This is a genomic window from Proteus alimentorum, from assembly GCF_002607735.1.
Taxonomy (GTDB): domain Bacteria; phylum Pseudomonadota; class Gammaproteobacteria; order Enterobacterales; family Enterobacteriaceae; genus Proteus; species Proteus alimentorum.
Map to the genome: position 1 here is coordinate 215,100 of NZ_NBVR01000026.1, position 26,854 is coordinate 241,953.

The window sequence follows — 26,854 nt, forward strand, 5'->3', positions numbered from 1 at the left end:
CCTCAATCACATTATCCAGCAATACCGCATTTTTCGTTATGAAATTATTGCATTTTTGTATGCGCTAATTTTAGTTTACTGGCACTCTTTTTCTTTTAAACACACCAGAAAACCACCGATTATCAATACAATAAAAGCAACGTAAAGTGCAGGTTCTAATTTTCCTGTCAATGCCGTTGAAAGTGAAGAAATTACGGGACCAACTAATTGCCCGATGGCGTAAAAAGTGGTAAGTAAACCCGCCATATAACGCCCATGATCAGGTGCTAATTCTCTGCCCCGTAAAAAAGCAAGTTGTACAGCGCACATAAGACCCCCACCAATTAAAAAAGCACCAATCGCAAGCCCTGTTATTGTCGGGATCCACTCTGCAATCAAAATGCCTAATGCTTGTAACCAAAGCGTAATGGCTAAGCGTAACTGCGTGTTTAATACATTACGCGTTAAAATAGCGATCCCAATACATAATGCCGCAGAAGCACCAAAGACAGGCCAAACAAATTGTGCGATTAAGCTCCCCGGAAAGCGTTCTGCCGCCATTTGAGAAAGAAATGTTGCGGGTAAAATATAGCCAAATCCGGCAAAGGTATAACCCAAAATCAGCTTTTTCATCGCTGGAGTAAGCGTTAAAGGAGCAACTTTTACTTCTTCTCGGCTCATTTTCCAAGGCTTTGGGAGATGATAACGCACATATATGGCACAAATAAAAGCAAGAGAACCATAAATTAACCACCCCACCGTCGCACTCATTTGCCATTTCATAATTAACACAGCAAGAATACCGCTAATAAATATACCTGCGCCAGTTCCTGCATAAACAGCCACACTTAATGCAGGTCGATTAAGGCGAGCCAGTAACTCGTTAGCCCATGAAGCCACCAACACTAATGTCCAACCACTTGCCCAGCCAATAAAAAAGCGTGCAATACTATGTGTAAATGCATCATTTAAAAAAGCAGACAACAGAGTGATTATCACTGCTCCCCAAAGTCCCGCCCACAAGCGATATCCTACACCTTTAACGGCTTTCATTGCATCATACGAGCCTGCAAGATAGCCAAGGTAATTAAATGCAGCGACAATCCCCGCACTTGTTAGCGTCAATTGATATTCTGCAATCATCAATGGCACTTGCGGTGTAAATGTAAAGCGCCCTATTCCCATTGCAACCACTAAAGCAAGAAAACCACTAAAAGCGATATGAAAAGCTTGTGCTGAATGACTTTGGTGATTTGAAGTATTCATGGAGATCCATTATTTTGTTTTATCATTTTAAATGTGCGGCTCATTAATAACAGAACAAGCAACACATTAACCACAATCAGTTAATATTTTTGCAATAAAAAGTTTCATTTCTTTCTATTCACAAGATGATCTCTGACATGATGATGTTCATCGTGATAGATTAGTATCATGAAATAAAACAGAACATTTCGATAGATCTTGGAGTATATGATGAGTCAATGTCACGTTAGCGGTTTATTATCTCTTGATGAAGCGCTAGAAAAACTACTTGAAAAACCGCTGGCAATTACCAATACCCTTAACATTCCATTAAATAACGCCGCAGATTATATTCTAAGTGAAGATATTACATCTCCACTAAATGTTCCGCCTTTTGATAATTCGGCAATGGATGGTTATGGACTTCGTTACGCTGACTTAGAAGCACAAACTCCACTTCCTGTTGCAGGTAAATCGTTCGCGGGTATTCCTTTTGAGGGAGAACTCCCTGCTGGACAATGTGTGCGTATTATGACAGGGGCAATGGTTCCTGCTGGTGTTGATACTGTCATTATGCAAGAAGAAGCTGAAGTGACTGAACAGGGTGTTCGTTTTTTACAACCCGCGAAGAAAGGCCAGAATATTCGCCGTATTGGTGAAGATATAAAAGAAAACGACATTGTATTACCTGCTGGTACTAAGCTTTCAACAGCGCAATTACCTTTAATTGCCTCTTTAGGTGTGGCAACCGTACAAGTTTATCGTCGTTTAAAAGTGGCTGTTTTCTCAACGGGTGATGAATTACAAACCATCGGACAGCCATTAAAAGCGGGGCAAATTTATGATACCAACCGCTTTGCGGTACGTTTAATGCTTGAAAAACTAGGCTGTGAAGTTCTAGATTTAGGCGTTATTCCTGATTCACCGGAAAAACTACGCGAAACCTTTAAAAAGGCTGATCAAGAAGCAGATTTAGTGATCAGCAGTGGTGGTGTTTCTGTGGGCGAAGCCGATTACACCAAACAAATTCTTGATGAAATTGGTGAAATTGGTTTTTGGAAGCTTGCCATTAAACCGGGAAAACCTTTTGCTTTTGGTCGATTACATAATGCATGGTTCTGCGGTTTACCGGGTAACCCAGTATCAGCCACTGTGACATTCTATCAATTGGTTCAACCGTTAATTGCACGCCTCTCTGGTTTTAGCCAATGGAAAGCACCGCAACGTTTCCAAGCGATTGCACAATCTCCATTGAAAAAATCAGCGGGTCGCCTTGATTTTCAACGTGGTATTGCAAGTATTAATGCAAATGGCGTATGGCAAGTGGAAACATCTGGACACCAAGGATCACATGTTTATAGCTCCTTTAGTGTCGCTAACTGTTTTATCGTTTTAGAGCGTGAGCGCGGTAAAATTGCGGCTGGCGAAACGGTGACTATCGAGCTATTTAATTCTCTATTAAAAAGTGAATAGCCTTTATGAGTATTGAATTAACCGATGAAGAAACGCTACGTTACAATCGCCAGATTGTATTAAGGGGCTTTGATTTTGATGGCCAAGAAGCACTGAAAAGTGCTTCTGTATTGATTGTTGGCGCTGGTGGCTTAGGGTGTAGTGCTTCACAATATCTTACAGCCGCAGGTGTAGGAAAACTCACATTATTAGATTTTGATACGGTTTCCCTTTCCAATCTTCAGCGTCAAATTCTTCATCGTGACGCCACGATTGGTCAACCTAAAGTACTCTCTGCAAAAACAACATTAGAAGCCATTAATCCTCATGTCACGATAGAAACCGTTGATGCATTACTTGAAGATGAAGCGTTAGCGGAGCTTATTAGCCACCATAATATGGTTATGGATTGCACTGATAATGTGACAGTACGTGAGCAACTTAATCGCCTCTGCTTTCATCAGAAAAAACCGCTCGTTTCTGGGGCAGCGATTCGAATGGAAGGCCAAATCAGTGTATTCACCTATCAAGATGATGAGCCTTGCTATCGCTGTTTAAGTCATCTTTTTGGTGATAATGCGTTAAGTTGTGTTGAAGCCGGTATAATGGCACCTGTAGTCGGCACAATTGGCACATTACAAGCCGTTGAAGCTATTAAATTACTTACTGGCTACGGTGAAAATTTACAGGGTAAGGTATTGATGTTTGATGCCATGCGAATGCAATTTCGTGAATTCAAATTACCTAAAAATCCACATTGTGAAGTGTGTTCTGCCAATTCAACCGATAACTAACCGCTTTCTATCCTAGATAGGGTAAGTCTAACTTCTTTAAACTTACCTTATTTTCTCTCAAAGACAGCGCTATTAATCTGTTTTCAAGCATTTTTATCGCCTTATAAGTCGTATTTTTCGTTAAGTTGATGTAACAAGCTTGTAGTATTCACTTTGATTTAATTCTACTATGACCGCCCGCGTCAAAACGCAATAGGATCCTCTATAAGCAAAATAATCATTTAAGCACGCATTCTACGTGCTAAAAAAGCAATACAAGGTAGAAAAATGACATTTCAAATTGCAGACACTCTCTATTACAACGGACTTATTTACACCGCCGATCATCATAATAATATTGTTGATGCTATCGCGATCAGCCAAGGTGTTATTATTGCTTCAGGTAAAAAAGAGGGGTTACTTTCTTACTGTAATGAAAATACTGAGCAGATTGATTTACAGGGAAGAATGGCCATGCCAGGCATTATTGATGCACATATGCACCCATTCTGGGGAGGCACAACGCTAGCGGGTTGCCATCTTGATTATCAATCACTCTCTATCGATGACATTTTATTCCATATTCAAAAATACCTTGATGAAAACTTTATTGATAGTGATACCGAATGGTTAAAAGTCTCCGCATGGTATCGCGAGGGTATGCAACCTGAAGGCGTGCAAATGACACGTTATCACCTTGATACCTTAAATACGACTCGCCCTATTTTGCTATTTTCTAGCGATTGCCATAGTGTTCTTGCTAATTCTCGTGCTTTAGCGTTGTTAAATATCACCGCTGAAACTCCCGATCCGCCTGATGGAAACATTGAACGTGATGGTGATAGAACACCTATTGGTATTCTTGAAGATGCGCCAGCAATGCAAGCCATTGACAACTTACCGCCACTGACTGAAGCTCAAAATTTACAGATAGCTCGTCATGTTCAAAAGTTATTAAATGAACAAGGCGTGACCACCATTATGGATGCACGAGTAGGTGAGCCTCAATTACGTGCCTTTAATACATTAAGAAAAGCAGGCGAACTAACGCTTCGCGTAGAAAATGCCGTTGAAATCACGCCAGATGATGTACCTTGTATTGAAGATATTCCAAACGCGGTACGCCATGCTACCACTCGATTTTCACAATGGCATCAAATCAGTAATGGCGCGCAACCCAGTGTTGCGATCCGCCATATCAAACTTTTCCTTGATGGTGTATTACAAGCGCCGATTATGACAGCACGTTTACACTCACCTTATCGTATTAATGTTGGCACTGATGATACGCCACACTGGCAAAACTCTGAACATATTGGCGATCTCTATTTCTCACCTGAGATTTTAACGCCATTAGTCACAGAAATTGCCCGCGCGGGTTATCACCCTCATATTCATACCGTTGCCGAAGGTGCCATTAGTACAGCTCTTGATGCGATTAGTGCAATGCGCAAAGCCTTACCTGAAAAAGACATAAGACCGGGACTTGCACATAATGAATTGATGTGTGAAAAAGATTACGCCCGTTTTACACAACTAAAAGCCTACCCTTTTCTCTCCTTCCAATGGGCGGCTGCAGAACAGAGCAATATCGAAAAAGATATTGAAATGTTGGGGAAATCTCGCTGCGATTATTTAGAGACTGCTGGCAAGTTTATTGATGCTGGCGTTACTGTTGCTTTCGGGAGCGATTGGCCGATTGATCCACTTAATGAATGGTACGATTTTAAAGTCGCGATGACTCGCCAAAAAGATGCAGCAAGCCCACGCCTTGATAATGATCGTAACCTTACGTTAATTGAAGTCCTACGCGCAGCGACCATTAATGCTGCTCAGGCATTAGATATGGATAAACACATTGGATCATTAGAAGTCGGAAAATTTGCCGATTTTATTGTATTAGATAGAAACTTGTTTGAAATATCGGCAGAAGATGTTGAAAATGTCAGGGTATTGTGTACGATCATTGCGGGGAAACCCACAATTTAGCTGAATAATATAATTAATAAACCCGCCTTTAAAGCGGGTTTATTTTTATCTATGCACTTAATCCTATGAGAATTAACGTAAATTTGTCCTGTTATAAAGCAATAGCCATTACTGTGCTCACTTCTTTTAATCCTTCACGTTCGTAAAAACGTTTAGCTGCACCATTTTCAGCTAATACTGATAACTCAAGATGTGTCATTTTCTCTGATTTAGCCCACTCTTTCATTGCGGTCAACAATAAACGCCCCACGCCTTGGCTACGTACCGTAGGATCAGTAACGATATCGTAAATATAAGCATATTTACGTTGAACTAAACAATTAAACAGAGGGGTTTCTTGAATTTGTGCCATGCTAAATCCAACCACTTTACCGTCTAGATCTGCCACTAAAAGATGAAACTTATTATTTTTTATTCCATTAATAATAAATGCTTCATCTTGCTTACCCGGTTTTAATCGATCAGGTTGTAAATTCGCCATTTCATTAAATAAGTAAGTGTAAAGCGTATTAATTTCTTCTACATCAGACAAAATTGCTTTTCTTATTATTATCATTTTTTTACCTTTATTTGTTGTAGGTTTTTACAGGAGGCGCAATATACGTTTCAAATTTATCTAAAAGTTGAATAGGACATTGTTCCACAATCGCCATATTCCGGTATTTTTCATGTAAGAATTGTTCATCTGCCATTTTATCAATCATCATTAATAATGGAGAATAGAACTGATTGATATTCAGTAAGCCTAATGGTTTTTGATGCAACCCAATTTGGCTCCACGTAAAGACTTCACTAAACTCTTCTAATGTACCAAAGCCACCGGGTAAAGCGACAAAACCATCAGCCAATTCAATCATTTTGCTTTTACGCTGATGCATTGTTTCAACAACATGCAATTCGGTCAGATTCTTATGTGAAATTTCACGCCCTTCTAATAATACGGGAATAACACCAATTACCTTTCCGCCCTCGGCTAATACAGTATCAGCGAGAGTGCCCATAATGCCAACACTGGCACCACCATAAATTAAGGTAATATTACGTTTAACCAGCTCTTTGGCAAAAATAATTGCTTGTTCTTTATAAATAGGTGAAGCCCCTAAACTAGAACCACAATACACTGCGATAGATTTTATTTTACTCATTTTTTATTCTCATTTAGCTAGTTAAAACGAGCTTGAAATTATACTGAAGGTACTTTTAATAAAAAAGGTTAAAAAAAGTGTTTTTACGCTTTTTATCGCATATATATATTTAATCATTATTAATACTTATATTTATGAGAAGTTATTTTTTATTTTATTAAAAATGAAATAATTTTTATTTTAGCTAATCTCACTCGACTAAATTAAAATAAAAAATATTTATTAATGAATAGCTATATTAAAGCTGGTGATTTTATTTTATATTATATTATGCGATCCTTTGTTATCTACTAACAGAGAACACATACAATTGATTATTGATGAGGTTTTATAGGATGTTGTCAGCCAGACACTCAGCTAAATTACAGGTATTTTACCCTGTACTTCTTTTGCTTCTCTCCATGCTTTCAATTCAAAGTGGCGCATCCCTTGCTAAAAGCCTATTTCCTGTTATTGGTGCTCCAGCTGTAACGGCGTTACGTCTATTATTGGGTACATTGATCCTCTTTTTTATTTTTAAACCGTGGCGACTCAAGTTTACTCGAGAATCAATTATGCCACTGTTTTTATATGGTTTATCGTTAGGAGCAATGAATTACCTTTTCTACCTCGCGCTTGAAACCATTCCTTTAGGTATCGCTGTTGCCCTTGAATTTACAGGCCCTCTAGCTGTTGCTATGTTTTCATCGCGCAGAGCCATCGACTTTTTATGGATAATTTTAGTCATTGCAGGATTAGGGTTATTGCTCCCTATTGGGGATAATATTCATGATGGCCTTGATCCACTAGGTATGCTTTACGCCTTAGGTGCAGGTGTGGGTTGGGCATTATATATTGTCTTCGGACAACGTGCAGGAAAAGGCTATGGTGCTGCAACTGTCTCTGTGGGTTCATTAATTGCCGCATTTATTTTTGTGCCTATTGGTATGTTACAAAGTAGCCCTGACATTATGTTTAGCTGGTCAATTTTACCTGTTGCATTAGCTATTGCGATTTTATCAACCGCGTTCCCCTATACTTTAGAAATGATTGCTCTTACACGTTTACCGGCCAAAACATTCGGTACTTTAATGAGCTTAGAGCCTTGTATGGGTGCCTTTATCGGTATTATTTTCTTACACGAACATTTGACATTAATTCAATGGATTGCCCTTGCCTTTATTGTATTAGCCTCTATTGGTTCAACAGCAACCATGAAAAGCAAAACCAAAATTGAGGAAGTAAAATAGATATTTAACTCATTTTACTCAGTAAGAAATAAATATTAATTTAAAAAGGATCTTATGATCCTTTTTACTTATTAAATAATAACTTTACTGACCTATCATTGCTATTTTTCGCTCATTGTCTTACCCTAAATAGGTTATTTCGATAGATTAGATTTTTTTAATAGATGACCTATCAATTTAATAGTATCAATCGATAAGACTAACCATTAATAATTCACTATCATGATTAACAGAAATTAAGATATTGAGTTATTAATTATTTAGGGAGAACGATTATGAGTACTGCTAAATTAGTCAAATCCACACCTTCAACTCTGCTCTATACCCGTAATAACCTCGATGACAGCGTAAAACTACACGCGATTGAATTATTGCAACAGATGGTGACGCAGTTTATCGACCTATCTCTCATCACAAAACAAGCGCACTGGAATATGCGTGGCAGAAACTTTATTTCTGTTCATGAGATGGTTGACGGCTTCCGCGATACCATTAATCAGCACACCGATGAGTTTGCAGAGCGTATTGTTCAATTAGGTGGCACTGTATTAGGTACTGCACAAGTGGTGAGTAAGAAAACACCATTGAAAGCTTATCCTCTGGATATCCACGATGTGCAAGATCACCTAAAAGCATTGGCCGATCGTTATGCTGTTGTTGCTAATGATATTCGTAAAGCGATTGACGAAGTTGAAGACGAAGATACCGCAGATATGTTTACTGCCGCATCGCGTGATCTTGATAAATTCTTATGGTTCATTGAAGCCAATATTGAAAATTAATTTACATGTCGCCATACATTGTTAATAACGAAAAAGGCTGTCATCTAAGACAGCCTTTTTCTATTTTCTATTTTCTATTTTCTATTTTCTATTTAGCTAAAATTTATAGACAACACCCGCATTAACGCTAAAACCATTTCCTGGAAAAAGTAAGGCATCATTTTTATTCACACTTGGATTAGCTAACGTACTTGCCGCATAGCGTTTATTCGTTATATTGTCTAAATTCAAATAAGTAGACCATTGATTATCATATTGATAATGTGCATTAAATCCTAATAATGCATAGGGTTTACTCTTTTGAATATTAAAATGGTTACCATGATCGACAGCAACATTTGTGGGTGACCAATACACTGTAGGGCCGAATCTTAATCCATTTAATTGATAGTTAATTTCACCCGAAATAAGATTTCTAGGAACGCCTGCAATATATTTGCGATTATATTCCCCGCCCATAAAACGAAAATCATTATACGTCCATGTTGCTCGATAAAGAATATCGCCTATTGAAAGTGGTTGAATTGCATCTAAACCTAATTCCACACCTTGATGGCGTGTTTTTTCTGGATAATTATAAATATCAACAATATTCCCATCGGTGTCATGCGAAGTGATATATTCATCTTTAACAAGGCTGCGATAAAATACCGCACTTAAACTTATGTTGTCGGTTAATTCAATATCACTACCAATTTCAAAACTGGTTGCTTTTTGAGGCGAAAGTTTTAACAGATTGACCTTATTTAACGGTACCTTAGGATTAATAATATCATTAAAAGAAGCTGGCTCTTGGCTCATACTGACATTAGCAAATAAGCGTGTATTGTAATTAGGATACCAAATCAGCCCAACTTTAGGTGTTAAGAAATTAAAGGATTGTTCAAGGGAGTTATGGCTCGAAAATACATCTCTTTTCGCATGAGTTCCTTTTATATCCAAATTAAACAATACACTATGACTAATATGTATTCCTGCGCCTAAAGATGCATAGATATTTTCAGCACGTCCATCATATCGTCCTAACCAGCCTTTTGGATTTTTCTCAATATCATCTTTCATTATCGAATGATCCCAAGCTAACGCGGCACGATAACTAATATGCTGAGTTTCTAATTTATAATTAAATTGAGCGCCTTTAGTGTAATAATTTACAAATTGATAATGGCTAGGCGTTTTAAAATTATCGTGTGTTTGTGAATACCACCATCCAAATTGGATATCCTGAGCACCACTATTCCATGTCGATTTATTGGCTATACGCAATTGTTCGACATTCCTATGAGGATCTTTTTTCTTAATAGCAGGTAATACGCTTTTCGGATCATCGGTAAGCATTTGTGATGTTGCAGGACCAGGAACATCAAAACGCAAATCAGTCCAATTAATCCATGTTCTATTTTCAAAGTTATCTGAGGTATACCCAAGTGTTGAGCGCATTGTTTTACGCTGAGAAGCTGAATGCTCACGATAACCATCATAATGGTCATAGCTTAGGCTTATTCTGGCATCAATAGGATGATTATCACCATAACCCCCTAATGCCATTTGTAAACCTTGACGCCCAAAAGAACCTTGCTCATAACGTAATTGGTTTTGGTTATCTCGTCCTGTATAGGTGATAAAATCAAGCTCACCGCCTAAGTTATTGCTTTGCAATTGTGTGCTATTTGCACCACGGCGAAGACTAATAAATTGTGCATCTCGTACATCAACCATACTGGAGTGAAAACTGCCATCGGCTTCATTGAGGGGCAGTCCATCTTGTAGTAACAATACCCCTCTAGAAAGTGGTGCACTTTGAACGCCTGAACCTCGGATACTTAAACGGGGTTGATCTAATCCACCAAATAAACTTTGTATCACAACACCGGGTTGATTTTTTAAGGCATCATTCAATGTTAATAAGCGGTTTTCATGATCAACAGTGATTAAGTTTGTTCCACCAGCAATATCACTTATTTTTTCAGATTCAATTTTATAAATACGATTTGACGTATTATCTTCTTTTTGTCCACTGACAATAATGTGTTCTGATTTATTTTCATCTACTTGGGCATAACTGCATATGGGTGTAATCGAAAGCAAAGAGGATGAAATAAACCATAAAGATTTTTTTAAAATAGGCATATTTATCGTTCTGTTTATTGTTAAAGGAAAAAATAAAAATATTTTTTGGATTTTATTGATAAAAAAATGCCCAATAAAATTGGGCATTAAATTAATTAATGTTTGGCGTTATCATGTTCAATAATGCGGAAGTTTTCGCAGATAAATAAATAAGCAAGAACACCCATTGCAACAAGACCAATAGTGATCGTTAATTCTGGTAATGATGGCCAATAAGAAACACCCGTTGATGTGACCATACCTGTCACCACCACATTGTAGCGGTTTAAAATAACCCCTGAAGCCACTAATGCACCAAAAGTCACCAGCCAGCCACGACGTTTTATTAATGGAGAGAAACAGATAATTAACGGCACAATAACGCCGAAACCAACTTCAATCCAGAAAAATAAAGATTCAAAGCTACCTTCAAAAAGGTAATGCACTTTACCCTCTACAATAATACTGCCGAATTTCAACGCTAAATAAACCAGCATTGCATAACCTGAAATTCGCACTAGTCCACTTAATACAGACATAGGAACTTTATGATTAAATGCTCTACCTGCTAATGCAGTTTCAACAGCAATCATGGCAGGACCGACAAAGAATGACGAGATTAAAAATTGAAAGAAAATAATTGGCGACCACCACAATGGATGCAGTTTATCGACCATTAATAAATAAAGCGCCCCAAGTGATGATTGATGCATTGATGGAATAGCAATACCAATCACCAGTAAAACAGGTAATATTTTGCGGAAAAATTGATGGTATTTACGCCCAATACGTTCAGTGGCAACTTCACCAAATTCAATTAATTGCACACTGGTATAAACAGAAACACAAATAAAGACTTCAAAAAGTACTGAACTATGCCCTTGAGAAACTAATGGTCGCCAGAAGTTCCACCACTGCCCAATATCAAGGAAAAGCCCTACCATCACCAATAAATAGCCAATTAATGAGGTTAATGCCGCACTGCGTGCAATACTTGAAAATTGTTCTTGTTTAAAAACATAAACAATTAATGCAGTACCATATCCCCCGCCAGCTAACGCTACACCACACATCACGTCAAACGAGATCCAAAGACCCCAAGGCCACTCATCATTAAGATTAGTGACTAATCCTAATCCAGTGACTAAGCGAAATAAAATAAGCCCGACAGCAATCAAGCTAATGACCACAAGTACCCAGCGTACGGGTGTCATAGGAAAACGCCACTTGTTAAAGCGGGTTGTATTATCGATAACACTCATTCTGATCTCCTTGTTTCTTCATCAGTGCTATTCTTCTGGTTATGCTCTATATGCTGATGTGATTGCTCATCTCGGCTCACTTTGTCTTTTCTATGATTAAACATTGCAATACCACCAAGGATCACAGCCCAAGTTGCTCCTGCAATTGGCGTATATTTCATAAAATCAGAAGTGTAAGAAGAGAGGGGTTTTTCAGTTAACCCTGTTTTAAAGCCTAGTTTTTCGAATGGCACATCCGAAATATAGAGCCATTCAGTACCCCCTACTTCTTTTTCACCATAAATATGCTGAACATAGCTAGGGTTATTCGTAATGGTTTCTTTCGCTTTTTCTAATAAGGTTTGTCTATCACCAAAAACTAAAGCTTGTGTTGGGCATACTGCGACACAAGCTGGAGATTGTCCCTCTTCAACACGAGAGGAACACATCATACATTTAGTGACATAAGGAAGTGATTTTTCCCACTCATATTTAGGAATATCAAATGGACATGCCACCATACAATAGCGGCATCCCACACAGAGATCAGGATAATAAACCACAGGACCTGCTGGCGTTTTTTGAAAAGCTTTAGCAAAACACGCTGATGCACAAGCAGGATCAATACAGTGAAAACACTGTTCTTTGACATAACGCCACACCGCTTTATCTTCTTTTTCAACCGTGACTGTTTTGATAACCGTCCAGTTTTCATCCGCGAGTTTGGCATTTTCACCACTTGTGGGTTGTCTGTCTTCTATCCATTTATTTTCGTTGTACATTTTACATGCAACTGTACAACTACCGCAGCCGATACACTTTGTAAGATCGACTAATACACCTTTAGACATAATGTGTTTCCTCAATCTTTAAGCTTTCTTTTTGTTAAAATGAATACTGCGATCTTGGTAATGCGTATGAAGCAACTGGTGAGCGCGTTCACCACAAGGTTCGCCTAAAAATTGTTCGTAAATACTTTGGATTTCGCTGTTTTCATAACTTAAGCGAATGGTGGCGCGTTCATCTTTGCTATACAGCGCTTTCATACGCAAAGCACGTATTTCATCTGAAGGTGGTAATGCTGAGCGAGGTTGACCACCACCAGCAATACAACCCCCAGGGCACCCCATAAATTCAACAAAATGCCACTGTTTTTCCCCTTTTTGGATCGCTTCTAAAACAGGACGTGCATTTCCCATACCAGAACAAACCGCGACACGAATTTCACCCACACTCGGGATATTCACAGTAGCTTCTTTAATACCTTCTAATCCGCGCACGGGTTGCAAATTAAATAGAGGCTCTGGTGGTCTTTCACCTGTAATAAAGTAATAACTGGTTCTTACTGCGGCTTCCATAACACCGCCTGTTACGCCGAAAATAGCACCTGCGCCACTGTATTCAGACATCAGACGATCATAATTTGCGGGTTGAAGTGAGGTTAAATCGATATGGTGACTTTTAATTAATCTTGCGAGTTCTCTTGTTGTTATAACGATATCAACATCACGAAGATTAGGTTTTTCCCATAACACACTTGCGCCATTCATTTCAGGACGAGCAGCTTCTGATTTTTTAGCGGTACATGGCATAATGGCGACGGAAACAATTTTACTCGGATCAATATCTTGCTCTTTGGCGTAATACGTTTTTATCATCGAACCAAGCATCGTCATTGGTGACTTTGCAGAAGAGAGATTAGGTATTAATTCAGGATAAAACATCTCACAGAATTTAACCCATCCAGGAGAACAAGAAGTAAATTGGGGCAAGACACCATTATTTTGAATTCTTTGCAGTAATTCTGTTGCTTCTTCCATAATGGTTAGATCAGCAGAAAAGTTTGTATCAAAAACTTTATCAAAACCTAATTTTCTCAGCGCCGCAACTTGAAGTAATTCGATATCTTCACCAGGTTGCATACCAAATTCTTCACCTAGTGCGACTCTTGTCGCAGGGGCTGTTTGTACAACAACATGCAAGGTTGGATCTAATAACGCCCTAATCACCTTATCTGTGTCGTCAACTTCTGTTATTGCCCCAGTTGGACACCAAAGCGTACACTGTCCGCAATCAATACAAGGAACGCTATCAATGAGCGGTAAATCATAGTTTCCCATTACCGTTTGTACTTTTTCACATACCTCAACGCATTGACCACATAAAATACACTTTTTGTCATCACGACAAATGGCTACGTTATTAGGGTCAATAGGAATACGGCCTCTCACTTGGACAGGAAAAGTACCTTTCGCATTATATTGCTCAGGAACCCAACCTGTACCACCAGAAATATTGCCATCACATCCTGCAGTAACAGCGGTTACCCCTGCGGCAAGGCTTACCTTTCCAGCAAATGAAAAGAAAGAGCGACGAGATAATAATTTCTCGTCACTTTCTTCTTTTGTAGGAAGAATAGATTTCATTTTTTACAATGCTCCTGCTTTAATATATAAATAAAATTACCCTTTAATGGCAATAATATATAAAGAGTTAAAATTTATTTTTGTTAAAAACAATTTTTATTATTTTATTAATAAAAAGATCAATACTTGAAATAAGCATCAACCTAAGTGAAATCGATTTATTTTGTGTAAAAACACCCTATCAGCAATCATCGTTTCATTTAAGAAAATCAGGAGAGATTTTTTTAATTCAATAAGTGATAGGGTGTTTATGAGAGATATTGTACTGAAGAGAAATCAAAAAAAAACAGCTTACAACCTTATTAATTAAATATATTTAATTTTATTGATTCATATCAAAATAGAAATACAAGAATAAAAATAACCCCATCAAAAAAGATAAAAATAACAAAAAAATTAAAATAAAAATTACTTTAAAATCAACAAATTAAAATAAGTGTTATTTTTTATAAAATTATTGAGCATTTATCTTAACTAAATAAAAAAGAGATTATTGCATAGAATTTAATATAAATTAAATAATTAAAAAAATATCATTGTAATATTTTCTAAATAAATTATTCACTTTTTCTAAATTAATAAAAATAAGAAAATGACAATATAATTGTTTGTTTTGTTATAATTATATTAATTTATGTAAAATAATCACTTTGTTTTAAAAATTAACTATTTTTATTTTTTAAGTATTAATAAGATTCATAATAAATACAAGTTAATAATATCGGCCGGAGTATTAAATAAAAACAAAAATGAAATGATTAAATATATTTAACCTTAAGATGACTTGTATTATTTTAAACAAAAAACACAATCGCTCTTTTATTAAAAATAAAACTTATAGTAAATAGTTTATATTTATTAATAACACGTTAATAACCTATCTGCGCAAATCAGAGAAGAATAAATCACCAATAAAAACGAAATTTACACAATATAATAGAAAATCACTTCTCTTTAGGCATATCAGGTTGATAAATAGGGAAAATAGGTAACGCCGTTAATAAGCGTGAACCGTAGTTTTTTGTTAATAAACGTCTGTCATAAATCACAATTTCACCGTGACAATGATGACTACGAATAAGACGCCCAACTTGCTGAATTAAATTAAACGATGCACTGGGTAAGCTTTGCACTTCAAAAGGATAGCGCTTTAGTGATTTAAGCCACTCGCCTTCTGTCACAATCACAGGATCCGTCACGGGCGGAAAAGCAATTTTATGAATATGCACCTGCGTTAAATAATCACCTTTTAAATCGAGTCCTTCGGCAAAAGACTGCAAGCCTATCAATACACTATTATCACCCGCATCAATGCGTTTACAATGTGTTTCAACTAATCGATAGCGTGGCTGATCGCCTTGTACTAATAAGCATAAGCGCAAATCTTTCACTTCTTCTAAAAAGCCTTCCATTGCCCGTTGGCTACTAAATAAAACTAACTGACCTCTGTGGTTGTTCTCTTCCATGCTGTATCGAAAATATCGCGCCATCTCTTTTAAATGTTCACGTTCATGGCTCATTGTGGGTTCATTACGCATCTTAGGGATAACTAATCTACCCTGCTCTTTATGGTCAAAAGGTGAAGACAACGTAATAAAGCGATCATCAAAATGTTCACTTAGCCCCGTTAATTCTTGAATACGAGAATAGCTATTTAACGAACGCAAGGTTGCAGAGGTAATAACCACATGCGGGATATTTTTCCATAATAGTTGCGTCAGTTGTTCGCTGACACGGATACCCGCACAATGAAAATAGAGATGAGACTGTTTTTTATCGTAACGGCGAGTTAGCCATTTGGATACAGGTGCTTTTGAGGTTTGCTCTAACGTGGCTAAGCGCCAAAGTTTCGCCATATTCTCTAAATAACCGACCATTCTACTGGTCGTTAAAATGGCTCGATGTAAACGCACAACATCTTCTTTCGCTGTCCGTTCCGTTAAATCGTTTAAAATAGCTTCTCCCAGCATTTTTAAACCATCCGTTAGCTTAAATAATGTCTGGCAACTTAACAGAAGTTGTTCAGGCAATTCACCTAACGGGAAGAGATATTCATCTTGTTCACTGCGCTCTGGTAATAGTGCGCGTGTGAATGTATCAACCTCTTGATAAGCTTCACGTAACTTAGCAATATGCGCATCAAAACGAATAGGATCCGCCAACTTAGGCGGTCTTACAGGAATAAATTGCGCTAAATACTGACTAACATGACGAGTGATATTATCAAGCTGATTATTAAGGGAAACTAAGGTTATTTCCCCTTCGACTTCAAGTGCATCGCGCGCAACATCAGGAATATGATGCCCTTCATCAAGTACCAAAAGCAGATTTTTAGCATCAGGTAACACGGATTCACTTTCCATTGCCGCCATCACTAAAGCGTGATTGGTAATGACCACATCGACTTCGTCAATTTCACGACGTGCAATAAAGAAAGGACAGCGATGATAGTATTGGCAATTACGCCCTAAGCAATTCATTTTATCCGTGCTGATTTTGCGCCATAAATTGTCTGTTAGTGCACGTTTATGGTGATCACGTAAACCATCCCAACCAAAGCTAGTGAAATCATTTTTGAGCTTTTGGCAAATTTCTCTTTCTGCGCTGGTTGCCACGTCCACTTTATCTTCAAGCAAAAACATTAAGTCAATTTGCTCGCCTTCTGTTGCACAAATCGCATCTAAATTGCGAGGGCATAAGTAACGTCCACGACCAAAAGCACCAGTAAATGTCAGATCAGGAATGATTTTTTTAAGTAATGGCAGATCTTTGCTATAAATTTGATCTTGCAGTGCCACATTGGCGGTACTGATTATCAGTGGTTTTTTCTCATCACGGCTAATTGCAATACCCGGAATAAGATAAGAGAGTGTTTTACCCACGCCTGTTGGGGCTTCTATCACCAAATGACGTCCCATTTCATCAGAAAAAGTCTTAGCCACCTCAGCGATCATTTCACGCTGTGGCGCACGCGGAATAAACCCTTCGATATACTCTGGTAGGGCTTTATACCACTGACTTATTTGATTTTTAACGGATTGAGAAAGGGACATAACCACTCTGTAACTGATTTTAAGAAAGGTGCCATTATCTCATAACACTGTATAAAAATCAGTAGTTACCTTCGTTTGCTCTCCTTTTTCATCAAAGAATGGATAACTTCTCGAAATTATTGCGCTTTGTTATGGATTATTCATTCAACTCTTCATAGTATGAGTATTGGTTATGTAATATCTAAAATAGTCTTATAAAAAATATTTTTCTTTTGTTTTAGTCAGCACAACAACACCAGTTAAGAGATATCTATAATGACTTCCGCAAAACGCCCTATTTTTAACTTAGAACTTGATTTACTCCGAACCTTTGTCGCCGTTGTCGATGGTAATACTTTTGCTGCGGCAGCAGAATCCGTTTGTCGAACACAATCTGCCGTTAGCCAACAGATGCAACGACTTGAGTCTCTACTTGGAAAAGAGCTTTTTGCTCGTCAAGGCCGCAATAAAACACTGACAGAAGCGGGTACACAACTGCTTAATTACGCTCGCCGTATTTTGCGTTTGAATGATGAAGCGTGTCTTTCATTAATGCATGAAGAGATTGATGGGATCTTAAAAATTGGCTCTCCAGATGATACGGCAAACACAATTTTACCTGATCTTCTCGCGCGTTTTTCTGGCGCCTATCCTCGCTTGATCATGGAGATTATTGTTAAACGTAGTCCGTTTTTAATGTCGATGTTAGAAAATAACGAGCTTGATTTAGCCATTTCCACCGAAGAACATGTGGGGTATCCCAAAATTATCCTACGTGTTTCCCCTTCCTTATGGTATTGCGGAAAGCATTTCCGATTTGATCTTGATGAACCGTTACCTCTCGTGGTACTAGATGAGCCAAGCACTTATCGCGATATGATGATAAACCACCTTGATCAACAAGGTATTCGTTGGCGGATCGCTTATGTTGCTACCACACTTTCAGGAGCCAGAGCCGCAGTACGTGCAGGTTTAGGTATTATGGCGCGTTCAATTGAACTTTCAGGTGATGATTTGCGTATTCTAGGCGAAAAAGAAGGCTTACCTGCTTTACCCGCCATTCGTTATAATCTGTATCTCAATGCCAATAGCCCAGGAAAAGCTGCCCAAATACTGTTTGATTCATTAAAAAATGAACAAAATGAAGTGATTAACCATGCTGATATAACGCTGCAACAAGAATAACCCAAATAGATAAAATCATTGCAATCACTCATCAGAAAATGAGAAGAAACAAAGGCTGGATTTTTCCTATTCTGGCCTTTGTTATCTATTTAACGTAAATTTTGCATCCCAAACACAGACCAACACTGTACGATATTGAATAAGAATGAAATAATAATCACCGTCGTTGTAAAACCAAGTCTGTCCTATCACCATAACGAGGAGAAAATGTATGCCCATTTCCGTCAGTGAAATAATGGAAATATTGCCTCATCGTTATCCATTTTTATTAATTGATCGCGTTATTTCTAAGCCAACTGAACTTGCCAATGGCAAATTAACAGCCATTAAAAATATCACAACCAATGACATCGTTGTTTTTGGCGAATTTTACCCTCCCTTACTGCTCCTTGAAAGCATGGCTCAAGCCGCTGGAGTTCTTGCACATTACTATCTTTCTCCCATGGAAGAAGACCAGCAATGTTATTTTGCCAGTATAAAAAATGCACGGTTTTATGATGTGATAAAAGCAGGCGATCAGTTACTTATTGAGATCCAATTTCGCCGGCAACGACGCACTATTGTTAGCTTTTCAGGTTCAGTGAAAATTGGAGAAAAGACAGTTTGTACATCTGAATTTATGTGTGCAAGGCAATAGATTAAAGGATTGGTAGATAACACCAATCCTTCACACAATCATCTTGTTTGTATTATTTCGGCTTAACCATCTATTTCGTTAATACGTAATAACTGTGTTATTTCTGAAATAGTGACATTGTCAAAATGCAGTATTTTTTCAACTAATTGTGCCGATTGTTCAGCATCTATCACCAAAGATGCATTATCGTAAAACTTACTGATCACATCGTTATCTGTCATTGGATTTTTCGGATTACCATATTGAATATCTAATCTCTCCGTGATCTTCTCGCCATTTTTTAATGACACAAAAATTAATCCGGGAAAATAAGTAGGAAATGGTATTTCTCCTTTTTCGGGATAACGATAACTTACACGCTTCGCTAACGATTGAATATCTTCCCGTTGTAGGTTTTCTGGTAATAATGAAGATAGCGTTAAAGCATTATCTAAAAAGCCCGCAGCAAATAACCATGGCAGACTAAATTTAGCGCCATAAGCGGTTTGAGGCGCCCATTTTGTTTCAGGTGGCTCACAAATCAAGGCAGCAGCTACCGGATCGACAACGCACTCGACACTCTCGATATCATCAGCCGTGATCTCTTTTTTCAGTAAATGACGCCCGCAATCAACAGTTGCATGAGCAAAATGGCACACCGGATAAGGCTTAATAGAAACATTTAAAAATTCCCATACTTCACCTAATCCCAATGCCACTTGTTCTGGTTGCGCTTGCTCTCGAATACCATGTGTTTGATAAAGGCTATAACGGCCTTCAAATATTGTTTCAGGGCCTGTCATGCCTCCTTTTGCTAATGATGCTGCGATAATGCCTGATTGCGCAGCCCATCCGGCATGAAAGCATTTAGAAGATGAACTATTAGTAAGATATTCCGCCACTCCTCCTGCTTGGCTTCCTGTTAACCCTAATGCATTCACAGTTTGTTCAGACGTCAATTTTAATAATGACGCGGCACAAGCCGTTGCGCCAAAAATACCCGCAATTGCGGTGGCATGAAAACCACGCTGATGAAATCCACTATGGCTTGCTAAACCTACTCTTGCTGCGACTTCCCAGCCAATCACCCACGCCGTTAAAATATCTTGTGATGATGCACCGATAGATTCACCCAATGCAAAAGCAATCGGTGTTAATACCGCACTACCATGTGCAATAGAATCAGTGTGGGTATCATCAAAATCTAATGCATGTGATGCAATACCATTTGTAAGTGCTGCCACAGTGGCGCTTGCTGTTAGTGAACTTCCCCAAATGGGCACATTACCTTGACTATCAGGCAAAAAAGTCACACCTTGGCGACTTTGGATAGCACTTGGTTGCACACTTCCAGCAAGGGCGACACCTAATGTATCTAATAAATGAATTTTGGCTCGGCTAACAACTTGAGCAGGTAAATCAGAAAATGTGGTCGTGGTAATAAATTGGGCTAACTGCTGACTCAATGTCATAAACACCTCGAAATAGATAAGAAAAAGCCAGCAATATCACCGGCTTTTAGATAATAAGAAGGTTGGATGTAATTAAGTCACTTAGTCATTTAACCAGCCAGAGGCTTTGGTTTGTGCGACAACACGATCAACTTGAGCTGGCGCATTACCAACATATGTCGTTGGATCTAAAAGTGCATCAAGCTCTTCTTGCGTAATATGATCACGAATACGAGTATCGCGATTAATCGCTTCAACGAAGGTGATGCCTTCTTCTTGCCCAGACATTGATGCTTCATACACAATTTCATGTGCAGTTTGTTTACCTGCTTTATCAGATAATGCAAACATCACACGCTCTGCCAGCATAAAACCGCCCAAAATATCCATATTTTTGCGCATTTTCTCAACATGCACATTCAGCCCACCTATTACTGTTTTCATATTGTCGAAGATAACAGACAGCATCAGGCACATTTCAGGCATGATCTTCCATTCCATTTTCCAGATTGCACCATCACGCTCATGTTGATGTTTCATCATATCGGTTAAAACAGAAAGGTTTGCTTTTAAGGTATTGCTAACACAAGCGGCATTTTCAACAATAGCCGGATTGCGTTTATGAGGCATCGTTGAAGAACCGACTTGCCCTTTGCTGAAAGGCTCTGATAATTCATCAATTTCGTTATGTGCTAAAATCAAAATTTCATTGGCTATTTTACCTAATGTACCGCTGATTAAGCCAATCAACATACCATATTCGCTGAATCTATCACGCGCAGGTTGCCATGAAATTTCAGGTACACCTAAGCCTAAGCGTTTTAATACGCGAGCTTCTAATTCATCAGCCTTATCGCTTAAAGAGGCTTTTGTACCCACTGCTCCGACAACACTGCCAACAAATAAGCGAGGTTCGATCTCTTTAAGGCGTTGATAATGACGCGCTAACTCAGATAACCAAATCGCAGTTTTATGACCAAACGTAATTGGCAGAGCTTGTAATGCTAATGTACGCCCAACCATTGGAGTGTTGCGATGTTGTTCACTTAATGAAAGCAATGCTCGACCTAATACTTTGATATCACGCAAGAAAGTATGATGAGCATCTTTTAGTTGCAGCACAAGGCCAGTATCAATAACATCTTGTGTTGTTGGGCCAAAGTGAACATATTCCCCATAATGTTCTGGGCAAGCATGTTCTAAACCACGAATTGTTGGCACTAATGGATGGCGAGTAAGGCGCACTTGTTCTAATACATAATCCATATCAAGTTTTTCAAGTTTCGCGGTGTCTGCAATCACTTTTGCAGCATCTTTTGGGATTAACCCTAATTCAGCTTGCTCAATCGCTAATGCAGCTTCGTAATCAAGCCAATTTTGCATTCTGGTTTTATCAGAAAAAATAGTTCTCATTTCTTCTGTTGACCATAAATTCTTTAATAAAACCGAATCAAAAACGCTGGTTCCCATAATTATTTCCCCTGTTAAAAGAATAATAAAAAAATCGTTTTTTTAATAAAACGACTTGTTAGATTGTTATTTTATTTATGCAACATAATCTCAATAAAAACACTTTGATAATTTTAATCTAATTTAAAATATTTCTAATCAATTAAAAAATAACACTAATTCAAATGGTTATAAATAAATCTTTATTTATTACTTATAACTTTTGAATCTTAAATGTTATTTAAGATTTAATTAGAATAATTAATGCTAAAAAGTTAGAGGAAGATCATCATTTTTATAAAATAGCTATTTTAAAAATAAATAAGTTTGTTATAAATAATAGAAACAAAATAAGCACAAACAGTAATTAATTCTTTTATTTAATTACCGGGGAACTCTATTTCTATATTTGGAGATATTAATAATGAAACAAAATAAACAAACAAAACTGATACACAGTGGACGCCAAGCAATCAAAACTTCAGGCCCAATTAATCCACCAGTAATGAGAGCCAGCACTATCGTTTTTAATTCGATTAAAAGCTGGCGTGAAGTGCGTGATCGTCGTGCAACAGAGCGTGTTTTAAGCTATGGCGCGCGGGGTACCGAAACCGCGTTCGCCCTTGAAGCTTTAGTGACTGAATTAGAAGGTGGCTATCGCGCTCAGTTATTCCCTACCGGATTGGCGGCTATCGCTGTCACTATTATGGGATATGCGCGCAGTGGTGGACATGTTTTATTTGCTGATTCTGTTTATGAACCTGTGCGTAAAATTGCATCGGCATTTCTTGAACCTAATAACATTGCTTATAGTTTCTTTAAAACCGATGGTTCTGATTTTGAACAAAAAATTAAAGACAATACACAACTTATTTTTGTCGAATCACCGGGCTCATTACTTTATGAAATGCTCGACTTACCTGAGATTTGCCGTATTGCTCATGAGAGAGATATTCCTGTCGGTGTTGATAATACTTGGGGCTCTGCATGGCTTTATAACCCATTGGAATTAGGCGCTGATGTCTCTGTTATCGCAGCGACTAAATATTTATGCGGTCACTCTGATGTGATGATGGGCATTATGATTGCAAATGAAAAAGCATGGAAAAAAATGGGTGCTTTACCTGAAGCATTAGGTCAAGCCAGTAGTCCTGATGATGCAGCATTAGTACTTCGTGGTATGAGAACATTGGGGCAACGTATTGCAGCTCATGGAAAATCTGCTCTTGCTATTGCGCAATGGCTAGAAACACGCCCTGAAGTTGAAAAAGTGTGGTTCCCTGAATTACCTAATCACCCTCGTCATGATTTATGGAAACGTGATTGCAAAGGCAGTAACGGTCTATTAACTATTGAATTTAAAAAAGAATATACCGCCAAACAATCAGAACAATTTATTGATGCGCTGGAGCTTTTTGGTATCGGTGCTTCTTGGGGTGGATTTGAAAGCCTAGCTTTACCTGCCAATGTTGTCGGTGCAAGAACAGCTTCTGATTGGCGTGAAGGCCATGGCCCTTTTGTTCGTTTACATATTGGCCTTGAAGCAACAGATGATCTTATTGCAGATATTACACACGCTTTTTCAGCATTAAACCAATAACAAAAAATATTGCACCATTACCGGGGAATTCACTATGACAGGTTTAATCATTGCCGCGCTGGTCACAGCGTTGGTGGTTTATTTACTGGCGCGAGGTTATAAACCTCAGCCAGTATTATTACTCGGCGGGTTATTGCTATTGCTCTTAACGGCATCTCTCGACCTTAATCCGTTATTACCAGAAAATAAATCAACGCAATTTAAGTATTTTGATATTTTCCAAATCTTTACGGATATTATGAGTTCTCGCCTAGCGGGTCTTGGTTTAACATTAATGGCCATTGCGGGTTTCTCTCGTTATATGGAACACGTTGGCGCAAGCCGTGCTTTATTCGCTATTTTTGAAAAACCATTAAAAGCGATAAAATCGCCTTACTTATTATTAGTGATTTCATTTCTAGTTACCCAAATCTTGGTTATTTTTATTCCTAGTCATGCAGGTTTAGGTATGCTGTTAATGGTCACCATGTATCCGATATTAATCCGTTCGGGTATTAGCCCACTCTCTGCTTTAGCCGTTATTGGATGCTGCCAGTTTATCGACCATGGTCCCGGCTCTGGTAACGTGATTATGGCGGCAAAAACAGCGGATATTGAACCTGCCGTCTATTTTGTTCAGCACCAATTACCCATCACTATTCCTATTATTATTGCTGTTGCTATCACTCACTTCTTTATTCAACGCTGGTGGGATAAACGTGAAGGATTTGTTTTTGACCCAACAACAATTGATGCCGTAAAAGAAGAAGGTAATAAAATCCCATTATCTTACGCCTTATTACCTGTGATCCCTTTAATTCTGATTATCGGCTTCAGCCCTTTATTACACCCTTATATTAAATTAGAAGTCACCACAGCGATGATTATTAGTACTGTGATTGCTCTTCTTTTTGAATATGTTCGCTTACGCGATGCAAAAGCGGTAATGAATAGCTTTATGCTGTTCTTTGAAGGGATGGGTAAGCAATTTGTCTTAGTGGTGTCGTTAATTGTATCAGGTGAGTTCTTTGCGAATGGCTTACTTAAAAGTGGTGCCGTCGATACGCTAATTAGCTCTGCTCAAGATGCCGGTTTTGGTATTGCAGCCATGATCATTGTTATGAGTGCCATTCTTGCATTAGCGGCCTTTTTAATGGGATCAGGTAATGCAGCATTCTTCTCATTTGCAGCCTTAACACCCAAAATTGCAGCATTCTTAAAAGTAGATGTGATCACCTTAATTTTACCAATGCAAATAATGACCAGCTTTGGCCGTACTGTTTCACCCATTACTGCCGCTATTGTCGCCATTGCAGGTATTGCGAATGTCTCACCTTTCCAAATAGTTAAACGTACCGCTATTCCTATGGCTGTCGCGGCCATTGTGAACCTAGCCATGACGTTCTGGTTTTTATATTCCTAATGAAGTTGCGTTACCCCTTTCCCTTAAACTCGTTTACTCCTGAGTTTAAGGGATTTTTTCTTATCATTGACTGTAAGCTTTGATTGAAATAATTAACGTCAACCTTAATGCAACTCAGGCTATTTACAAAAAATAAATAGCCTGTTTATTTATCTCTCCGCCTCTTTTTTTGCCTAAAAAAACAGGCGTTTTAACCACGATCATTTGCCGATTAAACCGACTTAGCACTTGTTTCAACTTCATATCTCGATATACTTTTGCGTAACATTCATCTGCAAATGAACATTATGAAAAAAATAATTATTGTTATTATCGCGCTACTTGCCTTTGGTTCTATCGGTGGTGTTTTCCTTGCGGGCTTAAATATCTATACACGCTCCACAACACCAATAGAAACAGAGCAAACTCAACCTGAAACATCACCTACACAGCAATTTCCAGCTATCCCAGACAGCTCACCTTCTGCTAAATAAATGAGGTCGCACCGTGGAATACGATTACTTTGTTACTCCCCAATGGTTATTTGAACATCAAAATAACGCTGATCTTGTGATCCTTGATGTAAGTGCACCAATGCCAACTCAACACATTGATTATCAATCGCTTTATTTTGAACGTCATATTCCACATGCCCACTTTTTTGATCTTGATGAAGTCGCAGATAAAACCACCTCATTACCCCATATGCTGCCTTCTGATGCACTATTTTCAGAAACACTGACACAATTGGGTATCTCTAATACCACGACAGTCATTCTTTACGATCAAGGTAATTTATTCTCGGCACCAAGAGGTTGGTGGACATTAACAACACTCGGTTGTCGTAATGTGCGTATTCTTGCGGGTGGTTTACACGCATGGGTTGAAGCTGGGTTTGAGACGGAACAAGGTGAGGCAATAAAAGTACCAACACAAACGCCTTTTATTGTTGAACGTCATGCTCAACGTTACGCCAATAAACAGCAACTTATTGATAATTTAGAGACTAAACAAAAACAGATGATTGATGCTCGCTCCGCTGATCGTTTTTATGGCAGAGCACCTGAGCCTCGCCCAGGCTTACGCAGTGGACATATTCCCGACAGTAAAAACGTTCCGTGGAATGAACTCGTGACTAATGGGCAACTGAAAAGCAACGCTGAGCTAAAGCAAATTTTTGAACACGCGGGTATTGATTTATCACAACCGATTATTGTCACTTGCGGCTCGGGTATGACAGCAGCAATTTTATTTTTAGCGCTAACCGTCTTGGGTTGCCAATCTATTGCACTTTATGACGGCTCTTGGGCGCAATGGGGTGCTGAAAGTGCCCTTCCTTGTGAATGCTAGTTTGACCTGTTTTACCTAAGAAAAGTAAACCCGCATTATGCGGGTTTATTATCAATCTTTATTCGGTGTGTAGGTATTAACTGGCAAATACCTTTGCAAGATAGAGCACCACAATGGCACCGATGACGGCAACAACAAAGCTACCAAAGTTAAAGCCATCCACTTTGCCTTTACCAAAAAAGCTACTAATTGCACCACCAACAACCGCACCCACAATCCCCAAAATACAAGTCCATATCAGACCAATATCATAAGAGCCTGGCATTAAGAATTTTGCCAAAATACCGGCGATCAAACCAAAGATGATCCAAGCCAGAATTCCCATATATCCTCCTAAAATAGTCATGATATAAACAATATACCTAAAAATGTCACTTATTGCGTGTAAGTCGAAATAGTTATTTTTTCCAATTATTGGCG

The 26,854-nt window shown here is 38.3% G+C and carries 22 protein-coding genes; 11 read left to right on the forward strand and 11 right to left on the reverse strand.

The features are described 5' to 3' along the window. Window positions 1-75 precede the first annotated feature (75 nt). The gene (locus tag B6258_RS09530) at window positions 76-1,245 is read right to left on the reverse strand and encodes a YbfB/YjiJ family MFS transporter (RefSeq protein WP_099075059.1); all 1,170 of its coding nucleotides are present in this window, start codon (window positions 1,243-1,245) and stop codon (window positions 76-78) included. 210 nt (window positions 1,246-1,455) lie between these two features. On the opposite strand from B6258_RS09530, the gene moeA reads away from it, so the two are divergent. From moeA to B6258_RS09545, 3 genes are all read left to right on the forward strand, one after another. After that, entirely contained in the window at window positions 1,456-2,697 is a 1,242-nt protein-coding gene (gene moeA, locus B6258_RS09535; protein ID WP_099075060.1) for a molybdopterin molybdotransferase MoeA, read from the forward strand. Between the two features lie 5 nt (window positions 2,698-2,702). Next, window positions 2,703-3,470 carry a molybdopterin-synthase adenylyltransferase MoeB gene (gene moeB, locus B6258_RS09540; protein ID WP_099075061.1) on the forward strand — a complete coding sequence of 256 codons (768 nt, stop codon included), beginning with the start codon at window positions 2,703-2,705 and terminating at the stop codon, window positions 3,468-3,470. A 267-nt stretch (window positions 3,471-3,737) separates the two neighbouring features. Then, window positions 3,738-5,438 (forward strand): amidohydrolase, encoded by a 1,701-nt coding sequence (locus B6258_RS09545; protein ID WP_099075062.1) that lies wholly within the window; start codon window positions 3,738-3,740, stop codon window positions 5,436-5,438. 91 nt (window positions 5,439-5,529) lie between these two features. On the opposite strand, the gene B6258_RS09550 is transcribed toward B6258_RS09545, so the two are convergent. Both B6258_RS09550 and B6258_RS09555 read right to left on the reverse strand, forming a co-directional pair. Next, window positions 5,530-5,994, reverse strand: a complete 465-nt coding sequence (locus tag B6258_RS09550; RefSeq protein WP_099075063.1) for a GNAT family N-acetyltransferase — start codon at window positions 5,992-5,994, stop codon at window positions 5,530-5,532. 10 nt (window positions 5,995-6,004) lie between these two features. After that, window positions 6,005-6,583 (reverse strand): LOG family protein, encoded by a 579-nt coding sequence (locus B6258_RS09555; RefSeq protein ID WP_099075064.1) that lies wholly within the window; start codon window positions 6,581-6,583, stop codon window positions 6,005-6,007. A 335-nt stretch (window positions 6,584-6,918) separates the two neighbouring features. On the opposite strand from B6258_RS09555, the gene rhtA reads away from it, so the two are divergent. Then, window positions 6,919-7,812, forward strand: a complete 894-nt coding sequence (gene rhtA / locus B6258_RS09560; protein WP_099075065.1) for a threonine/homoserine exporter RhtA — start codon at window positions 6,919-6,921, stop codon at window positions 7,810-7,812. A gap of 275 nt (window positions 7,813-8,087) precedes the next feature. Continuing rightward, window positions 8,088-8,594: a DNA starvation/stationary phase protection protein Dps gene (dps, locus tag B6258_RS09565; protein ID WP_099075066.1), complete on the forward strand. Its 507-nt coding sequence runs from the start codon at window positions 8,088-8,090 to the stop codon at window positions 8,592-8,594. Window positions 8,595-8,690: 96 nt separating this feature from the next. Here the strand turns inward: dps and B6258_RS09570 are convergent, their stop codons facing one another. From B6258_RS09570 to dinG, 5 genes are all read right to left on the reverse strand, one after another. Beyond that, on the reverse strand, window positions 8,691-10,724 hold the full coding sequence (locus B6258_RS09570; protein ID WP_164996155.1) for a TonB-dependent receptor domain-containing protein: 2,034 nt from the start codon (window positions 10,722-10,724) through the stop codon (window positions 8,691-8,693). A gap of 95 nt (window positions 10,725-10,819) precedes the next feature. Next, complete coding sequence (gene nrfD / locus B6258_RS09575; RefSeq protein ID WP_099075068.1) at window positions 10,820-11,965, reverse strand: NrfD/PsrC family molybdoenzyme membrane anchor subunit; 1,146 nt, start codon at window positions 11,963-11,965, stop codon at window positions 10,820-10,822. Then, window positions 11,962-12,795, reverse strand: a complete 834-nt coding sequence (locus B6258_RS09580) for a 4Fe-4S dicluster domain-containing protein (RefSeq protein ID WP_099075069.1) — start codon at window positions 12,793-12,795, stop codon at window positions 11,962-11,964. The genes nrfD and B6258_RS09580 overlap by 4 nt, the downstream gene beginning before the upstream one ends. An 18-nt stretch (window positions 12,796-12,813) precedes the next feature. Then, entirely contained in the window at window positions 12,814-14,370 is a 1,557-nt protein-coding gene (locus tag B6258_RS09585) for a [FeFe] hydrogenase, group A (protein WP_099075070.1), read from the reverse strand. Between the two features lie 944 nt (window positions 14,371-15,314). Beyond that, complete coding sequence (dinG, locus tag B6258_RS09590; RefSeq protein ID WP_099075071.1) at window positions 15,315-17,423, reverse strand: ATP-dependent DNA helicase DinG; 2,109 nt, start codon at window positions 17,421-17,423, stop codon at window positions 15,315-15,317. A gap of 255 nt (window positions 17,424-17,678) precedes the next feature. Between dinG and B6258_RS09595 the strand changes: the two genes are divergently transcribed. Both B6258_RS09595 and fabZ read left to right on the forward strand, forming a co-directional pair. After that, window positions 17,679-18,587 carry a LysR family transcriptional regulator gene (locus B6258_RS09595; protein WP_099075072.1) on the forward strand — a complete coding sequence of 303 codons (909 nt, stop codon included), beginning with the start codon at window positions 17,679-17,681 and terminating at the stop codon, window positions 18,585-18,587. A 211-nt stretch (window positions 18,588-18,798) separates the two neighbouring features. Then, entirely contained in the window at window positions 18,799-19,224 is a 426-nt protein-coding gene (fabZ, locus tag B6258_RS09600) for a 3-hydroxyacyl-ACP dehydratase FabZ (protein ID WP_099075073.1), read from the forward strand. Between the two features lie 62 nt (window positions 19,225-19,286). Here the strand turns inward: fabZ and B6258_RS09605 are convergent, their stop codons facing one another. Next, on the reverse strand, window positions 19,287-20,675 hold the full coding sequence (locus B6258_RS09605; protein WP_099075074.1) for an MmgE/PrpD family protein: 1,389 nt from the start codon (window positions 20,673-20,675) through the stop codon (window positions 19,287-19,289). 81 nt (window positions 20,676-20,756) lie between these two features. Next, window positions 20,757-22,124, reverse strand: a complete 1,368-nt coding sequence (purB, locus tag B6258_RS09610) for an adenylosuccinate lyase (RefSeq protein ID WP_099075075.1) — start codon at window positions 22,122-22,124, stop codon at window positions 20,757-20,759. 403 nt (window positions 22,125-22,527) lie between these two features. On the opposite strand from purB, the gene metC reads away from it, so the two are divergent. The 4 genes from metC to sseA all read left to right on the forward strand — a co-directional run bounded on the left by metC (window position 22,528) and on the right by sseA (window position 26,434). Then, window positions 22,528-23,703, forward strand: a complete 1,176-nt coding sequence (gene metC / locus B6258_RS09615; protein ID WP_099075076.1) for a cystathionine beta-lyase — start codon at window positions 22,528-22,530, stop codon at window positions 23,701-23,703. Window positions 23,704-23,737: 34 nt separating this feature from the next. Continuing rightward, window positions 23,738-25,105, forward strand: coding sequence for a C4-dicarboxylate transporter DcuC (gene dcuC, locus B6258_RS09620; protein WP_099075077.1), 1,368 nt, complete (start codon window positions 23,738-23,740; stop codon window positions 25,103-25,105). 287 nt (window positions 25,106-25,392) lie between these two features. Next, window positions 25,393-25,578, forward strand: coding sequence for a hypothetical protein (locus tag B6258_RS09625; RefSeq protein ID WP_036912140.1), 186 nt, complete (start codon window positions 25,393-25,395; stop codon window positions 25,576-25,578). 13 nt (window positions 25,579-25,591) lie between these two features. Beyond that, a complete protein-coding gene (sseA, locus tag B6258_RS09630; protein ID WP_099075078.1) occupies window positions 25,592-26,434 on the forward strand; it encodes a 3-mercaptopyruvate sulfurtransferase in 843 nt (280 codons plus the stop codon). 76 nt (window positions 26,435-26,510) lie between these two features. On the opposite strand, the gene B6258_RS09635 is transcribed toward sseA, so the two are convergent. Next, complete coding sequence (locus tag B6258_RS09635) at window positions 26,511-26,759, reverse strand: GlsB/YeaQ/YmgE family stress response membrane protein (protein ID WP_069367521.1); 249 nt, start codon at window positions 26,757-26,759, stop codon at window positions 26,511-26,513. Between the last annotated feature and the right edge of the window lie 95 nt (window positions 26,760-26,854).

Bases quoted from the DNA above. Each gene is read 5' to 3' on its own strand.
- B6258_RS09530 (WP_099075059.1), bottom strand. From the start codon at position 1,245: ATGAATACTTCAAATCACCAAAGTCATTCAGCACAAGCTTTTCATATC.
- moeA (WP_099075060.1), top strand. From the start codon at position 1,456: ATGAGTCAATGTCACGTTAGCGGTTTATTATCTCTTGATGAAGCGCTA.
- moeB (WP_099075061.1), top strand. From the start codon at position 2,703: ATGAGTATTGAATTAACCGATGAAGAAACGCTACGTTACAATCGCCAG.
- B6258_RS09545 (WP_099075062.1), top strand. From the start codon at position 3,738: ATGACATTTCAAATTGCAGACACTCTCTATTACAACGGACTTATTTAC.
- B6258_RS09550 (WP_099075063.1), bottom strand. From the start codon at position 5,994: ATGATAATAATAAGAAAAGCAATTTTGTCTGATGTAGAAGAAATTAAT.
- B6258_RS09555 (WP_099075064.1), bottom strand. From the start codon at position 6,583: ATGAGTAAAATAAAATCTATCGCAGTGTATTGTGGTTCTAGTTTAGGG.
- rhtA (WP_099075065.1), top strand. From the start codon at position 6,919: ATGTTGTCAGCCAGACACTCAGCTAAATTACAGGTATTTTACCCTGTA.
- dps (WP_099075066.1), top strand. From the start codon at position 8,088: ATGAGTACTGCTAAATTAGTCAAATCCACACCTTCAACTCTGCTCTAT.
- B6258_RS09570 (WP_164996155.1), bottom strand. From the start codon at position 10,724: ATGCCTATTTTAAAAAAATCTTTATGGTTTATTTCATCCTCTTTGCTT.
- nrfD (WP_099075068.1), bottom strand. From the start codon at position 11,965: ATGAGTGTTATCGATAATACAACCCGCTTTAACAAGTGGCGTTTTCCT.
- B6258_RS09580 (WP_099075069.1), bottom strand. From the start codon at position 12,795: ATGTCTAAAGGTGTATTAGTCGATCTTACAAAGTGTATCGGCTGCGGT.
- B6258_RS09585 (WP_099075070.1), bottom strand. From the start codon at position 14,370: ATGAAATCTATTCTTCCTACAAAAGAAGAAAGTGACGAGAAATTATTA.
- dinG (WP_099075071.1), bottom strand. From the start codon at position 17,423: ATGTCCCTTTCTCAATCCGTTAAAAATCAAATAAGTCAGTGGTATAAA.
- B6258_RS09595 (WP_099075072.1), top strand. From the start codon at position 17,679: ATGACTTCCGCAAAACGCCCTATTTTTAACTTAGAACTTGATTTACTC.
- fabZ (WP_099075073.1), top strand. From the start codon at position 18,799: ATGCCCATTTCCGTCAGTGAAATAATGGAAATATTGCCTCATCGTTAT.
- B6258_RS09605 (WP_099075074.1), bottom strand. From the start codon at position 20,675: ATGACATTGAGTCAGCAGTTAGCCCAATTTATTACCACGACCACATTT.
- purB (WP_099075075.1), bottom strand. From the start codon at position 22,124: ATGGGAACCAGCGTTTTTGATTCGGTTTTATTAAAGAATTTATGGTCA.
- metC (WP_099075076.1), top strand. From the start codon at position 22,528: ATGAAACAAAATAAACAAACAAAACTGATACACAGTGGACGCCAAGCA.
- dcuC (WP_099075077.1), top strand. From the start codon at position 23,738: ATGACAGGTTTAATCATTGCCGCGCTGGTCACAGCGTTGGTGGTTTAT.
- B6258_RS09625 (WP_036912140.1), top strand. From the start codon at position 25,393: ATGAAAAAAATAATTATTGTTATTATCGCGCTACTTGCCTTTGGTTCT.
- B6258_RS09635 (WP_069367521.1), bottom strand. From the start codon at position 26,759: ATGGGAATTCTGGCTTGGATCATCTTTGGTTTGATCGCCGGTATTTTG.